Here is a 13,829-nt window from a genome sequence, read left to right on the forward strand (position 1 = left end):
CTTGCGCTGATGGTACTGCCCTGTGGTGGGGTGGGAGAGTAGGTTGCCGCCACGGTTTTTCTTGGGGGTCGAGGCCCGTCTCTGTTGGGGCGGGTCTCCCTTCGTGGGTGGGGTTGGTGTGTGGGGGGTCGCCGTGGGCGGCCCCCCCTTTTTTTGTGTTGGGGTGGGGGTGGCCGGGAGCCACCCCCCCTTTTTTTCGTATGCGGGGTCTTGGGGGTCCTTCGACGACCGTGGCGGGGGCCGAAGGGACAACAGCGACCCTCCGGGCCCAGCCGAAAGCCCTCGCCCAGGCCCGGGGCGAGGGGAAAGGGTCCCCACAGGAGCCCAGTCCATGGCCCGATCCAAAGGGAAAGCGAGAACCCGAGAACGTACCTTCCACGGCTATGGTCGGGCCTTGGGAAAGCGGCCCATCGCGGGTGGGTCGCAGGTCGGGCTTCGTCTTCAGGCCCGGACCGCCAGTGCGAGCTGGTGTTCTTTGCCCGGGCCTCTATTTCGCTTGGGGCTGGGACTTTGAGCACTCGGACTTTGGCGGTCCCCACCGACTCCATGACGTAAGCTGGAGGACACGATTACCATGACGCGCTGCTACTGCTCAGTGGCAGCGCTTTTGAGTGTTGACGGACGGGTTGGATGACTGAGGACAGCCGATCGGGAGACCGCGAGGACTCCGGAGCAAACGAGCACAACAGTGGCCGCTCCGGTGCCTCTGACGGTCGGGGACGCGGTGACGGGCCCCGCTCCCGTTCCGGCTATGAGGGCCCTAGAGACGACCGAGGTCGGGATGACCGGCGCGGTGGTTTCCGTGGTGATGACCGGAACCGTGGTGGGTACCGCAGCGACCGTCGCGATGACAGAGGCGGCTCCCGCGATGATCGCGGAGGGTATCGCGGGGACCGGAACCAAGACCGTGATCGCGGTGGTTCCGGTGGCGACCGGAACCGTCGGGACGATCGGGGCGGCTACCAGGGTGCCCGTGGCGGCTACGGTAACGACCGGGTTCAGGACGGCGATCGTGGTGGGTTCCGTGGCGACCGTGATCGTCGGGATGACCGTAGTGGTCCGCGTGACGATCGTGGTGGGTTCCGTGGCGACCGTGATCGTCGGGATGACCGTAGTGGTCCGCGTGACGATCGCGGTGGGTACCGTGGCGACCGTGGTGGCCAGCGCGATGACCGTGGTGGGTACCAGGGCCGCAATGATCGGGTTCAGGACCGTGGCCGTAGTGGTCCGCGCGATGACCGTGGTGGGTTCCGTGGCGACCGTGATCGTCGGGACGACCGTAGTGGTCCGCGCGATGACCGTGGTGGGTTCCGTGGCGACCGTGATCGTCGGGACGACCGTAGTGGTCCGCGCGATGATCGCGGTGGGTACCGTGGCGACCGTGGTGGCCAGCGCGATGACCGTGGTGGGTACCAGGGCCGCAATGATCGGGTTCAGGACCGTGGCCGTAGTGGTCCCCGCGATGACCGTGGTGGGTTCCGTGGCGACCGTGATCGTCGGGACGACCGTAGTGGTCCGCGTGACGATCGCGGTGGGTTCCGTGGCGACCGTGGTGGCCAGCGCGATGACCGTGGTGGGTACCAGGGCCGGGACGACCGTCGCGGTGGTGGATACCGAGGCGACCGTGACCGTCGGGACGACCATCGCGGGGGCGGCTTCCGCAACGACCGGGGCGGTTACCGTGACGACCGTCGTCCTCCCCGTGAGGACCGCGATCCCGCGGACATCGCTCCGCAGCTTCCCGAAGAGGCGACCTACGACCAGTTGGACGCCGACACCAGGCGCGACCTCAACTCTCTGCCCAAGTCTCTGGCCGAACTGGTCGGCAAGCACATCGTCGCCGCGGGTCTGCTCATGGACGAGGACCCGGAGCGGGCCTACGTGCACGCCTCCTACGCCCGCCGCAAGGCGTCCCGTCTCCCGAGTGTCCGCGAGGCCTCCGGTGTCGCCGCGTACACGGTGGGCAAGTGGCAGGAGGCCCTGTCGGACCTGCGCGCCGCACGGCGGATGAGCGGGCGCGACAACTTCCTCGCGGTCATGGCCGACTGTGAACGCGGACTGGGCCGCCCCGAGCGGGCCTTGGAGATCACCGGGGACCCGGCGGCCGAGGCGCTCGACGCCGAGGAGCGGATCGAGTTGCGCATCGTCGCCTCCGGGGCGCGGCGGGACATGGGCGACCCCAAGGGCGCGCTCGCCGAGTTGCAGGTCCCGGAGCTGAAGGAACGTCGGGCCCGGCCGTGGATCGCGCGTCTGTTCTACGCCTACGCCGATGTCCTGGAGGAACTCGGACGTGAGGAGGACGCTCGCGAGTACTTCTCCCGAGCGGCCGCCGTCGACACCGACGGGGTGACCGACGCCGATGAGCGTCTGGCGACCCTGGAGGGCGTCGAGCTGGTCGATGTCGACCTGGAGGACGGCATCGTCTGGACCGACGCCGAGGAGCAGGACTTCGAGGAGCCGGAAGAGGCGCCGTCCGCTCCCACGGTCGAACGAGGCCGTGACCACGACCACCGTCATGTTCGTGACGACGTTCAAGGTGATGACGACGGGGACGTCGTGGACACCGAGGACGAGGAGGCCTTCGAGGCTTCCGACGAGCCCGGCCCCGACGATGCGCCGGTGACCGAGCCCGAGCGAGAGTCCGGGACGGTGTCCGGTACCGAGGACGGCGCCGCCGAGACCGAGGCGAGCGGGGAGTCCGACGGTCGTCCCGATGACCGTGACGTCCGGGAGCGTGACTGACCTCGGCGCGAGGGCGTGAACCCATGGCACCGTCGGGCGGATCCGAACCGCTCGGCGGTGCCGTCGTGCGTCTGGGGGCCCTTCCCGAGGTCCACCATTCCGTGGTGTGTCTGACCTACCGGGGGGACCGGCCGCTGCTGGTCCGCAACCGCCATCGCGCCTGGGAGTTCCCCGGTGGGCACGCCGAGGAGGGTGAGAGCGTCCTGGACACGGCGCGCCGTGAGGCCGCGGAGGAGGCCGGGGCGACCCTCGGTGAGGTCCGAGTGGCCGGGTACTACGTTCTCTCGGCCGGTCACGTCACCGTCGTCACGCACGCGCAGGTCGTCGACCTGGCACCGCTCACCGGGGAGTTCGAGACGGTGGAGGTCCGGGAGTTCGACGTTCTGCCGTCCGATGAGGAGCTCTCCTGGGCGGACGGGCTCTATGCCCACCTGTTGCTGGTCCTGGGTCTGCCGGGGGCGCGGCCGGTCTGATGGGGCGTTCCCCGATGCGGGCGTGTCAGCCGTCGAGCCGCTTGATGTAGTCGGTCTCCTCGCCGAGGAGGGTGTAGCCGAGCCGGCGGTCGATGGCCGGCATCGGTGCGTTGGCCTCGTGATCGCCGGTGGAGGCGTGGGTGATGCCGCGTTCGCGTGCGCGCAGGAGGGCGACGTGTTCGGCGTATCCGGCCAGGCCGAGTCCCCGGTACTCCCGCAGGGTCCCCGTCATCGACGACTCCAGACGGGTGCGGCGGTCGGATCCGTCACAGGTGATCCCGGCCGGGGTGCCCTCGTGCAGGAAGACCAGGCTCAGGTCCAGGTCGCTCAGGGGATGGCTCCACGGGCCCTGGAACCCTTCCTCGAAGGACATGAACCCCTCCTCGTGGCCCGGGCCGGGTTCGTCGGCGCGCGTCCCGCTGTCGGTACGCCTCCCGGCAGGGAACGTCGCCCGGATCCGACCGATGACCGATGGTCGGGTGACGCCCCCGCCCGGGGCCCGGTTCAGGCCCGGTCTTCGCGTTCCCCGCGTTCTGCCTCGGCGCGTTCCTGTTCCAGGCGGTCGAGCCAGTGCACGATGCCGGACACGTTGGCCTCGGCGCCGCTCAGGGTGTCCAGGACGGCGGCGGCCTCGGGGGAGGCGTCCGGGGGCAGCGGGCGGTAGCGGGTGATCACCTTGTCGCGGACCATGGCGATGGCGTGGTCGAGGTCGCCGACGGAGCCGTGTGACTCGCGCACCGTGTCCACCCACAGGCACAGTTCGGCCTCGGCCCGATCGATGGTCTCGGAGACCGTGTCGACCGCTCCGAAGTGGGAGAACATCAGACGCTGCGCGTTGATGTCGCCGAACAGGCGCAGGGTGCGCAGGCAGGCCTCCAGGTCGAAGTCCGGCGGGGGCGTGGCGGGTCGGATGTCGCCGGTGAGCGGGTTGTACACGCCCAGGGCGTCGCCCACGTACAGGTCGCCGGTGAGGGTGTCGACCAGGCCCATGTGGTGTTTGGCGTGGCCGGGGGCGTAGTGGGTGACGAGTTGACGGCCGCCGCCCAGGTCGATCTCCCCGGTCTCGGACACGGAGCGGATGCGTCGGGCCTCGGTGGGGCTCATGCGACCGAAGAGGGCGTCCAGGCGGTCGCCCCAGACCATGGCGGCGCTGCGCATGAGCCGACCGGGGTCGGCCAGGTGTCGGGCGCCGCGTTCGTGCACGACGATCTCGGCGTTGGGGAAGAGGGCGGCCATGTCACCGGTGCCCCCGGCGTGGTCGAGGTGGATGTGGGTGACGACGATGGTGGCCAGGTCGGCCGGGGCCAGGCCCAGGGCGACGACGGCGTCGTGCAGGATCCGCGCCGAACCGGCGGTGCCGACCTCGACGATGCAGGGGCGTTCGGTGCGGATGAGGTAGCTGGACACGATTCCGGGATAACCGGCGAGCATCGTGTCGATGGCGAAGATGTCGTTGCCCAGGGGGGTGATCCCCTCGGGCAGGCGGCTCACGTCCACGTCGTCGTGCACGGTAGGCACCCCTGTTCCCTCTGGTCGTCGTGGGGTCCGGGAGGAACCGGATCCGAATCCGACTCTAGGACACGCGGGCGGTGATCGCCCGTGTCGGGGCGGGGATCGTCGGGCGGCGTCCGGCCGAGGTGGTTTTCCACAGGCGCGATCCGCCTCTTTCCCCGGGGCCGGTGGGCGGTGATCCTGAATATCGAGAGCGCGCGTCTTCGGTCATCGCGGTCCCTCGGTCCCTCGGTGCCGCGCACACGCCACGCCACGCGTCGTGTCGCTCTTCCCCTCATGTTCGACGCCTCAGGCCTTTGGAGGACACATGCAGCAGGACGGTGTGCGGATCGCGGTGGGGGTCACGGCCCGGCAGCCCGGTTCCGGTGGGGCGGGGCGGGGGTCCCCGGCCGTGGGGGACGTCGGTCCGGGGGAGGCGACGTCCCCTCGGCGGGGGGTCGAGGACGAGGAGCACTTCAACGAGGTGTTGTTGGTGGGACGGGTCACCTCCGAGGCGGTGTTCCGGGAGATGCCGAGCGGGGATTGGCTGGCCTCGTGGCGGATCTGTGTGAGCAGGTCTCCCGCGGACGGTTTCCCGGGACGGCGCTCCGATTCGATCTACTGCGTCAGCTTCGATCCCGGGTTGCACACGGAGGTCCGGGAGTGGCGATCGGGTGATGTCGTTCGGGTGATGGGCGGGTTGCGCCGTCGGGCCTGGCAGGGGCGGTCGGGTGTTCGCATCACCTATGAGGTGGAGGCCGGCGCGGTGGAGCTGGTGCGCCGTCATGGCCCGGTGGGGGAGTCCGTCGCGGCTCTCGGTGATGGCGGGCCTGTCGCCTCGGCGGTGCCTTTCGCGCTCCCCTCCGGTGAGAGGGGTGGGCGGTGAACCGGTGGAGCCGACCGGCGAGGCCGCGGCCCCCCGCGGTGGTCGCGGCCGTCCGGTCCCGGCGTTCCTGCGCGGTGCGGGGTGTGCGCCGTGCCGTCCGCGCCCTCGTCACGGTGGTGTCGTGCGCGCGTTCCCGGCGCCGGGCCGCTCTTCGGAGTCCGGTGGCGGGTCCGGTGGCCGCCGGCGCACGGGGGGCGTTCTCGTGGCGTGGGAGGTGGCGCTGGCCCGGTGCGCCGCGCCTGCGGCCTTCGCACGCGCCGTCGCGCGGTCTCGGTGAAGGACGGGAGCCGTGTCGCACGCGCCCGTCGTCGCGGGACCGTCCTCCCGGGGAAGGCCGCTCCCACGGCGTTCGCCCTTGTCCGTCGGTGCCCCTCACACCCGGGTCCGGTGGGGTGTCGGGCGTGGGCCGGGTGGGGGTGCGGTCTCCCGGGAGGGCGGGCCGTTGTCCGTCGCCACCACCGAGGGCCGGGGATGGCACCGGGCCCGGCGCGGGCCGGATGGGTGGCCGGGGGCGCGGGTCGTCCACGCACGGGGAGGCGTTCCGGCCGGGGTGGATGTCGCTCCCGGTGGGGTCACCAGCCCAGGTGGTCCAGGGCGGCGCGTGCGGCCGGGCCGGTCGGGTCCGTCGTCGGGGCGGCCCACACGGCGGCGCACAGTGCGCGCAGGCCGTCCAAGCGGTCTCCGGAACCGGTCAGGGCGGGGGTGCCGTCGATCACGGTGACGGTCCATCCGCCGCAGCGGGCCCCGTTGTCGAGGAGGTCGACGGACGGGTGGGTGTGGTTCATGCCCGACACGTCCCAGGAGAGGTAGTCGGGGCGTTGGTGCTCGGGTGCTTTGAGCAGGTCCAGCGGGGTGGTCACCCCCGAGAGCACGAGCAGGCCGGCCGCGCCGTGCACGATGGCGCCCTCGATGTCGGTGTCCAACCGGTCGCCGACGATGAGCGGGTGGCGGGCCCCGGTCCGGCGTATGCCCTCCTCGTGCAGGGGGCGCATGGGCTTGCCGGCGATGACCGGTTCGACGCCGGTGGCGTGTGCGATCACACGGACGAAGGAGCCGTTGGCCGGGGTGGTGCCCCATTCGGTGGGGGCGGTGGCGTCGGCGTTGGCGGCGACGTAGAAGGCGCCGCGCGCCACCGCCAGGGTGCCCTGGTCGAGCAGGTCGCGGGTCATGTTGCGCGAGTAGCCCTGTACCACGGCGACCACGGAGTCGGTGGCCACGGTGACCGGCGTCAGGCCCATGCGGCGCACCGCTTGGCGCAGACCGGTGTCACCGACCACGAGGACCTCGGAGCCGGCGGGGTGGCGTTGGGAGATGAGGCGGGCGGCGGCCTCGGCGGAGGTCACCACGTCCTGCGGGGTGGCGTCGACGCCCAGGTGGGTGAGGTGTTCGGCGATCCGGGCGGGGGTGCGACCGGCGTTGTTGGTCACGAACGCCACTCGTGCGCCCGCGGCGCGGGCCTTGTCGATCGCCTCGGGGGCGGCGGGCACGGCGTGCGGGCCGATGTAGACGACCCCGTCCAGGTCCAGGAGCAGCGCGTCGTGGATCGTGCTCAAGGGGTGCTCGGCGGCGAGCAGGGACATGGCGGCGGACCCGTTCCGTGCGGCGGCGGTGGACGTCCTTCAGGGTACGGCCCACCTCCTGGGCGGCGGGAGCGGGCGCCGCCGGACGGGGTGTGCGTTGTGTCGCACGGGCTCGGCGGTGGTGCCCGGGGGTGGCGGAGTCGGCGGCGGAGGTCGGGTGGGCCGTCGCCGGGTCGGTCCGGCCGGGGGTGACGGTCCGGTGGCCTTCCGGGCCGGGCTCGGGGTGGGGAGGTCGTCGGAGTCCGGGGCGGTGTCGCCGGGCCCGGTCCCGGGGCGGTCGGGTCGTGGGGAGGGTGTGCGGAGCGTCCGGTCGGGTCGTCGTAGGCGGTTTCCTCGTGCGCGCGACCGGTGCGTGTGCTTCCCGGGATCATGTGGGGGCCTCGTGCGCGTGCAGGGGGTGCGCGCTCCCCGGGGTGGGGCTGACCGCAGGGTGACCGTGCGGGTGACCGTGTGGTGGGGGACGGGGGCGTGCGGCGAGCATGGTCGCATGTTCTCCCGGATCACCATCACGGTATCGCTGGCCACGGCCCTCGTCGTTCCCGCGCCTTCCCCCTCCTTCGCCTCCCCCGGGGCGGAGACACCGCTCACGGCCGAGGCCGTGGACGCGTACGTGGCCGATTATCTGGACGCCACGCCGTTGCCGGGTGCGGCCGTGGCCGTCACCCGGGGGAGGGAGGTGGTGCGGGCGGCCGGGTACGGGGTCGATTCCCGCGGTGGGCCGATGAGCGCCCGCACCCCGATGGGGACGGCCTCGGTCGGTAAGGCGTTCACGGCGGTCACCGTCATGACCCTGGTGGAGGGCGGTGCGATCGCCTTGGACGATCCGGTGGTGGCGCATCTGCCGGAGTTCGCCGTCGACGACCCGCGCGGGGACGAGATCACGGTGCGGCAGTTGCTCACGCACACCTCGGGCATGTCCGATGTCGGGTTCAGGGAGAAGAGCGAGCCGACAACGGGGGATCTGGAGGGTGCGGTGGCCCGGCTGTCCGACGCCTCCCTGGTCGCCGATCCGGGGGCGGAGGAGCACTACCACAACCCGAACTACCACGTGTTGGCGCGGATGGTGGAGGTGGTGGAGGGGCGGCCCTTCGCCGAGGTTCTGGACGAGCGTGTGCTGGCGCCGTTGGGGATGGTCGACACCGTCACCGTGGACACGGCCGAGGAGGTCTTCGCCGCGGGGGTGGCGTCGGGGCACGTGTCGGTCCTGGGGCGGGCCGTGGCCCTGCCGGAGCCGGAGGGGTATGTCAACGGTTCGGGCGGCATGGTCTCCACGGCGGACGACATGGCTCGGTGGCTCATCGCCCAGTACAGCGGTGGCGCGGGTCCCGACGATGGGCGGATCCTGTCGCCGGGGGGATGGGAGGCCACCCTCGCTCCGCTCGGCGGCGAGGGGCCGGGCGCGGACAGGGCGTTCGGCTGGAGCGTGGGGCGGACCGGGACGGGCGCGCCGCTGATCTCCCACGGTGGAATCCAGTTCACCTATACCGCCCACCAGGCGTTGTTGCCCGAGAGCGGTGTGGGGATCGCGGTCATGGCCGGTACCGGTCTGGGGTCCGGGGACGCCGCGAACCTGATGTGGGGGCTGGTCGCCCTGGTCGAGGGGGTGGAGCCGCCGGCCCCGGTCGGGGTGTGGCTCCTGGTGGTGGACGTGGTGCTGGTCGTCTCGATGGGGGTGGTGGTGTTCTTCGCGGTGCGGGGTGTGCGTCGTGCCCCGGGGTGGGCCCTGGCGGTGCGGGGGCGCCGGTGGCGGTTCCCGGTGGGGGCGCTCGGTGCGGCGGTGGTGGTGGCCGCGGCGTCGTTCCCGCACCGGTGGATCTCCGTGTCGGCGGGGGGCCGTGACCTCACGTGGACGCAGGCGTTGTACACGGTGCCGACGTCGGTGGTGTTCCTGGTGGTGGCGACGACGGCGGTGACGGTGGTGTGGGCGGTGCGCGTCGGTGTCCTGGTCCGGCGGGCCGCCGCATCGGCGGCGGCCCGGTGAGGAGGGGTCAGCGGTCGGAGGTGTCCAGGAGCCGCATGACCAGTCCGGTGCGCGGTTTGGGGCCGAAGGAGGTGGATTTGCGCGGGGTCGGTTCGCCCTGGGCGGCGATCTCGTAGACCAGGTGGACGTCGAGGGCGGGCACGATGACGGCGGTGCCCTTCTCGTGGTGGGCGGCGGCCACGGCCTCGGCGGGGTCGTCGTGGACCATGCGCACCGCCTCCTCGGAGATGCCCCACAGCGGCAGCAGCACCTCGTGCAGGGCGGCGGTGGGCAGGTGGCGCCAGGAGGGGGACCGGTCGGGCATGGCGCGGGCCAGGGCGTTCTCGTCGAAGTCGTGTACCAGGTGGGTGTCGCCCTCGGGGGAGGCCAGCAGCAGAGCGGGTCCCTCGACCGTGTCGAAGGCGTGCGCGGACGGCCGGTCGACGGTCTCGACGGCGGCCACGGTCAGGGCCGCGGCGATCGCGTCCTCGGTGCGCAGGCCGGGCAGGACCCGGTGGATGGCGCCCAGGCGGGGCGGGTGGGTGTCGCTGTCCACGAGGAGGGCGAGTCCGTGACGCCAGCCGGGGTCGCTGTGGGCGGCGCGCAGGCGTCGGTAGGCGGCGTAGCGGTGGTGGCCGTCGGCGATGAGGGCGGACCGGTCGGCGAGGTCGGCGGCGACGCGGGTGTGGACGTCGGGGTCGGTGATCGCCCAGAGGCGGTGTTCGGCGCCGTCGCGGGTGCGGGTCTCCACCAGGGGCGGGTCGGTGACGGTCTCGGTGGTGATGGAGGCGGTGCCGCCCGCGCCGCGGTAGAGCAGGAAGATCGGTTCGAGGTTGGCCCTGGCGACCCTCATGAGGGTGAAGCGGTCGTGGACCGGGGCGTCGGCCACGTCCTCGTGGGGCAGGACCGCCGGAGGGTCCCCGTCCTCGGGCAGGCGCAGGTCCCCGATCAGTCCGCGTTGACGGCGCCCGTCCGCGGTGACCTGTTCGTAGACGTACAGGGCGGGGAGGGGGTCGAGGGCGAGCACACCGGTGTCGACCCAGTCGTGCAGGAGCGCGGCGGCGGCCCGGTAGCGGCGCGGCACGGTGCCTTCGGTGCCGGCGGTGCTGTGGCGGCTGAGCTCGAAGGGCAGGGTGACCCGGGCGGCGTTGTGCGGGTCGGAGCGTTGCAGGGCCCGCGCCTCCTCGGCGTCGGGGACGTCGTAGGGCGGGGCCAGCAGACGCGCGAGGTCGAACTCCCCGTCGATGAACCGGTCGAGGTCCCCGTTCGCGTAGCGCAGTCCGCGGAAGGGCGCGAGTTCGAGAGGTTGGCGTGGCATCCCAGCAAGGTACCGCTCGGTCACAGGAGTTTGCGCAGGCGCAACAGGTCGCCCATGCTGGCGTCCACCTTGACGCGGCGGGTGAGGAGGGCGCGGGCCGGGTCCAGGCGGCCTCCGGCGAGGTCGACGAGGTCGTCGCTGGTGACGGTGACGGTGACGTGGACCCGTGGGCGGGGCGCGGGCGCGGTCTGGGAGCGGTGGGTGATGTCGGTGAGGCCTTCGATGGTCAGTCGCATGTCGAACACGGTGGCCAGGTCGGGGACGGTCACGCTCACCGTGCGTTCGCGGATGTGCTTGCGGCGTTCGGACTCGGGTTCGGCGAGGATGCGCTCGTTGACCTTCGCGATGCCGTCCAGGCATGCGTCGATGCTGTTCATGGGCACATGATGCCCTACGCGGGGCGGGGTGCCCGGATGGTGGTGTCGTTCGGCCAAGGGGACGAAGGGGACGGGCTGCCGGTTTCGCGTGTCACGGGCTCCGCGGCCCCGGTAGCGTTGTGCGGGAGACCCCCCACCGCACGGTGCCCCTCCCGCTTCCGGCGCCGTTTCCCCTTTCTTGTGTCCGGTCCGTCAAGGAGTACACGAATCATGGTCGTCGACGCGGTGCGCACGTATCTCGATGCCGCCAATGGCCTCACCGAACTCTCGCGCAAGGAGGCCGTGGCCGCGGCCAAGACCCTGCTGCGGGCGAGCGGGCCGAGCGCGCCGGTCGGCGAGGCGGGCGCGGTCCCGCCCCGGGTGGGACAGAGCATCCAGGCGCTGGCCGGGGAGTTGTTGGAGACCAGTCGGGCCAACCGGGAGGCGTTGGCCGAGTTGGTCCGGGCCGAGGTGGAGCACCGTCTGGAGCGGATGGACGTGGTGCCGCGGGCCGAGCACGAGCGGTTGGTGCGTCGGGTGGCGGAGTTGGAGCGGCGGCTGGCGGCCCGGCAGGGGTGGGAGCGGCCGGTGGCGGTCCCGGCCCCGCAGGAGAGGGCCGAGGAGACGCCCGTGGCTCCGGAGCCCGTGCCCGCGGCCGTGCTGGAGTCCGCGCCGGTCGTGGAGGAGGGCGCTGACGTGGCGTCGGTCTCCGAGGCGGAGGCGGTGGACGTGACCGGTTCGGAGGCTCCGGGGGACACCGCGGCCGGGTCGGACACCGAACCGGACGCCGGGTCCGAGGACAAACCGGGCGCCCGCAAGAAGGCGACGCCCGCCAAGGGCACGGCGGCCAAGACCACCCGGGCGCGCGGGGGCACCGCCAAGCGCACCACCAAGGCCCGTAGTTCCACGAAGAAGTAGGGTCGTCGCGGATCGACGATGTCGGGAGGGGCGATGGATCCCAAGGAACAGGCCGAGGCGGTGGCCGCCCGGACCCTGGAGGGCACCCGGGAGCGGTTGGCGGGGCTGGAGGGGTGTCCCACCGCCGGGCACGTGGAGGTCTTCGACTCCCTGCACCGGGAGTTGTCGGGGGTGTTGGGCGCGCTCGATCAGGAAGGCGACCGGCGACCGCCGGTATCGTAGGTGATCATGGCAAAACGTACTCGGCTCGACGCGGAACTGGTCCGCCGCGGGCACGCACGCTCACGCGGCCACGCGGCCGAGATCATCGAGGGCGGTTTCGTGAAGGTGGCCGGGATCGTGGCCTCCAAAGCGGCCACCCAGGTCGGACAGGATCAGCCCATCGTGGTGCGCGCTCCTTCCGACGAACCCCCGTACGTGTCCCGTGGGGCGCACAAGCTCATCGGTGCCCTGGACGCGTTCTCCCTGGACGTCGCCGATCGGCGGGCCTTGGACGCGGGTGCCTCCACCGGTGGGTTCACCGATGTGCTGCTGCGGCGTGGCGCCGCCCACGTGACGGCCGTGGACGTGGGGTACGGGCAGTTGGCGTGGTCGTTGCGCAGTAACGACCGGGTGCGGGTGATGGAGCGGGTCAACGTCCGTGAGCTCACGCCGGAGATGATCGGTGAGCCGTTCCCCGACCTGGTGGTGGGGGATCTGTCGTTCATCTCCCTGAAGTTGGTGCTCGGTCCGCTGCGCGACGGTGTCGCTCCCGGGGCCGATTTCGTCATGATGGTCAAGCCCCAGTTCGAGGTGGGCAAGAACAAGGTGGGCGCCGGGGGTGTGGTCCGTGAGCCGGAGCTGCGGGCCGGGGCGGTGGCCGATGTGGCCGCCCACGCCCTGACCCTGGGGCTGGGCACGGTGGACGTGGTCGCGAGCCCGCTCCCGGGGCCCTCGGGCAACGTCGAGTACTTCCTGTGGTTGCGCGCCGATGCCCCGGCCCTGGACCCGGCCCGTTTGGCGCGGGCGGTGGAAGAGGGCCCGGGTTAGGGCGTGGCACCCTGTCGCAGGGCCCGGGTCAGGGCGTGGCACCCTGTCGCAGGGGTCCGGTAACGTGACCCGGCCGGGTCGGCTCACACGCCCCGGACCGCATCCGAACTCGCCTTCGGGGGAGTGAACGTAAGGGGACGACGATGACCAGGACCAGCGGACGCAGTGTTCTCCTGCTGGCCCACACCGGTCGACCCGCGGCGGTGCGCAGCGCGTGGCTGGTCCACGAAAGCCTCAGCCGTGCCGGGTTGACCGTGCGCATGCTCAAGGCCGAGCTCGACGAACTCGCCGAGGCGGGGTGCGCCCTGTCCCCGGTCGAGGTCGTCGAGCCGGAGTCGGCGGCCGAGGGCGTGGAACTGGTCATGGTGTTGGGCGGTGACGGCACCCTGTTGCGGGCGGCCGAGCTGGCCCGGCCCGCGGGGGCTCCCCTGCTGGGGGTCAATCTGGGGCATGTGGGCTTCCTGGCCGAGGCCGAGCGCGAGGATCTGGGCGCGACCGTGCACAGCGTCGTGGAGCACAACTACGACGTCGAGGAACGGATGACCCTGGAGGTGGCGGTCTTCAACGGGGGGCGTGCCGACGGTGTGCCCTCGGTGCGCACCTGGGCGTTGAACGAGGCCACCTTGGAGAAGGGCGAGTCGCGGCGGATCCTGGAGGCGGTCCTGGAGATCGACGGCCGTCCGTTGTCGCGGTGGGCGTGCGACGGCGTGGTGTGCGCCACTCCCACGGGATCGACCGCGCACGCCTTCTCGGCCGGTGGTCCGGTGGTGTGGCCGGACGTGGAGGCCCTGCTGGTGGTGCCGTTGAGCGCGCACGCCCTGTTCGCCCGGCCGTTGGTGGTGGGGCCGCGGGCGAAGGTGGCGTTGGAGGTGCTGCCGGACACGGCGCCGGGCGTGCTCTGGTGTGATGGACGGCGTATGGTCGAATTGCCCGCGGGGGCCCGAGTGGAGATCACCCGTGCCGATACGCCGGTCCGGTTGGCCCGGTTGCATCGGGCGCCCTTCACCGATCGGTTGGTGGCCAAGTTCGGGCTTCCGGTCGCGGGCTGGCGCGGTCGCGGGGAACAGGGCCGTTGA

14 protein-coding genes are annotated in these 13,829 nt (G+C 72.1%); 8 read left to right on the forward strand and 6 right to left on the reverse strand.

Features of this window, described 5'->3' with window-relative positions:
* Positions 1 to 585 precede the first annotated feature (585 nt).
* Positions 586 to 1,833, reverse strand: a complete 1,248-nt coding sequence (locus RM479_RS18015) for a hypothetical protein (RefSeq protein WP_311512890.1) — start codon at positions 1,831 to 1,833, stop codon at positions 586 to 588.
* Between RM479_RS18015 and RM479_RS18020 the strand changes: the two genes are divergently transcribed.
* Together RM479_RS18020 and RM479_RS18025 are read left to right on the forward strand one after the other, a co-directional pair.
* Positions 1,765 to 2,742, forward strand: coding sequence for a tetratricopeptide repeat protein (locus RM479_RS18020; RefSeq protein ID WP_311512891.1), 978 nt, complete (start codon positions 1,765 to 1,767; stop codon positions 2,740 to 2,742). The genes RM479_RS18015 and RM479_RS18020 overlap by 69 nt on opposite strands.
* Before the next feature lie 65 nt (positions 2,743 to 2,807).
* The gene (locus tag RM479_RS18025) at positions 2,808 to 3,215 is read left to right on the forward strand and encodes an NUDIX domain-containing protein (RefSeq protein WP_311512997.1); all 408 of its coding nucleotides are present in this window, start codon (positions 2,808 to 2,810) and stop codon (positions 3,213 to 3,215) included.
* 25 nt (positions 3,216 to 3,240) lie between these two features.
* Here the strand turns inward: RM479_RS18025 and RM479_RS18030 are convergent, their stop codons facing one another.
* Both RM479_RS18030 and RM479_RS18035 read right to left on the reverse strand, forming a co-directional pair.
* The gene (locus tag RM479_RS18030) at positions 3,241 to 3,588 is read right to left on the reverse strand and encodes a GNAT family N-acetyltransferase (protein ID WP_311512892.1); all 348 of its coding nucleotides are present in this window, start codon (positions 3,586 to 3,588) and stop codon (positions 3,241 to 3,243) included.
* Between the two features lie 131 nt (positions 3,589 to 3,719).
* Positions 3,720 to 4,724 (reverse strand): MBL fold metallo-hydrolase, encoded by a 1,005-nt coding sequence (locus RM479_RS18035; RefSeq protein WP_311512998.1) that lies wholly within the window; start codon positions 4,722 to 4,724, stop codon positions 3,720 to 3,722.
* A gap of 310 nt (positions 4,725 to 5,034) precedes the next feature.
* Between RM479_RS18035 and RM479_RS18040 the strand changes: the two genes are divergently transcribed.
* Entirely contained in the window at positions 5,035 to 5,592 is a 558-nt protein-coding gene (locus RM479_RS18040) for a single-stranded DNA-binding protein (protein ID WP_311512893.1), read from the forward strand.
* Between the two features lie 572 nt (positions 5,593 to 6,164).
* On the opposite strand, the gene RM479_RS18045 is transcribed toward RM479_RS18040, so the two are convergent.
* Positions 6,165 to 7,172: an HAD-IIA family hydrolase gene (locus RM479_RS18045; RefSeq protein WP_311512894.1), complete on the reverse strand. Its 1,008-nt coding sequence runs from the start codon at positions 7,170 to 7,172 to the stop codon at positions 6,165 to 6,167.
* A 487-nt stretch (positions 7,173 to 7,659) separates the two neighbouring features.
* Here RM479_RS18045 and RM479_RS18050 point away from each other — a divergent pair, with 487 nt between their 5' ends.
* On the forward strand, positions 7,660 to 9,153 hold the full coding sequence (locus RM479_RS18050; protein WP_311512895.1) for a serine hydrolase domain-containing protein: 1,494 nt from the start codon (positions 7,660 to 7,662) through the stop codon (positions 9,151 to 9,153).
* Between the two features lie 7 nt (positions 9,154 to 9,160).
* Here RM479_RS18050 and RM479_RS18055 read toward each other — a convergent pair whose 3' ends face one another.
* Together RM479_RS18055 and RM479_RS18060 are read right to left on the reverse strand one after the other, a co-directional pair.
* Entirely contained in the window at positions 9,161 to 10,450 is a 1,290-nt protein-coding gene (locus tag RM479_RS18055) for a DUF1015 domain-containing protein (RefSeq protein WP_311512896.1), read from the reverse strand.
* A gap of 20 nt (positions 10,451 to 10,470) precedes the next feature.
* Positions 10,471 to 10,827: an SCP2 sterol-binding domain-containing protein gene (locus RM479_RS18060; protein ID WP_311512897.1), complete on the reverse strand. Its 357-nt coding sequence runs from the start codon at positions 10,825 to 10,827 to the stop codon at positions 10,471 to 10,473.
* A gap of 210 nt (positions 10,828 to 11,037) precedes the next feature.
* On the opposite strand from RM479_RS18060, the gene RM479_RS18065 reads away from it, so the two are divergent.
* The 4 genes from RM479_RS18065 to RM479_RS18080 all read left to right on the forward strand — a co-directional run bounded on the left by RM479_RS18065 (position 11,038) and on the right by RM479_RS18080 (position 13,829).
* Complete coding sequence (locus tag RM479_RS18065) at positions 11,038 to 11,724, forward strand: coiled-coil domain-containing protein (RefSeq protein WP_311512898.1); 687 nt, start codon at positions 11,038 to 11,040, stop codon at positions 11,722 to 11,724.
* A gap of 33 nt (positions 11,725 to 11,757) precedes the next feature.
* A complete protein-coding gene (locus tag RM479_RS18070) occupies positions 11,758 to 11,946 on the forward strand; it encodes a hypothetical protein (RefSeq protein ID WP_311512899.1) in 189 nt (62 codons plus the stop codon).
* Between the two features lie 6 nt (positions 11,947 to 11,952).
* Positions 11,953 to 12,753, forward strand: a complete 801-nt coding sequence (locus tag RM479_RS18075) for a TlyA family RNA methyltransferase (RefSeq protein WP_311512900.1) — start codon at positions 11,953 to 11,955, stop codon at positions 12,751 to 12,753.
* Between the two features lie 143 nt (positions 12,754 to 12,896).
* The gene (locus RM479_RS18080; RefSeq protein WP_311512901.1) at positions 12,897 to 13,829 is read left to right on the forward strand and encodes an NAD kinase; all 933 of its coding nucleotides are present in this window, start codon (positions 12,897 to 12,899) and stop codon (positions 13,827 to 13,829) included.

Origin of the sequence: Nocardiopsis lambiniae (genome assembly GCF_031845465.1) — a bacterium.
Lineage (GTDB): Bacteria > Actinomycetota > Actinomycetes > Streptosporangiales > Streptosporangiaceae > Nocardiopsis > Nocardiopsis lambiniae.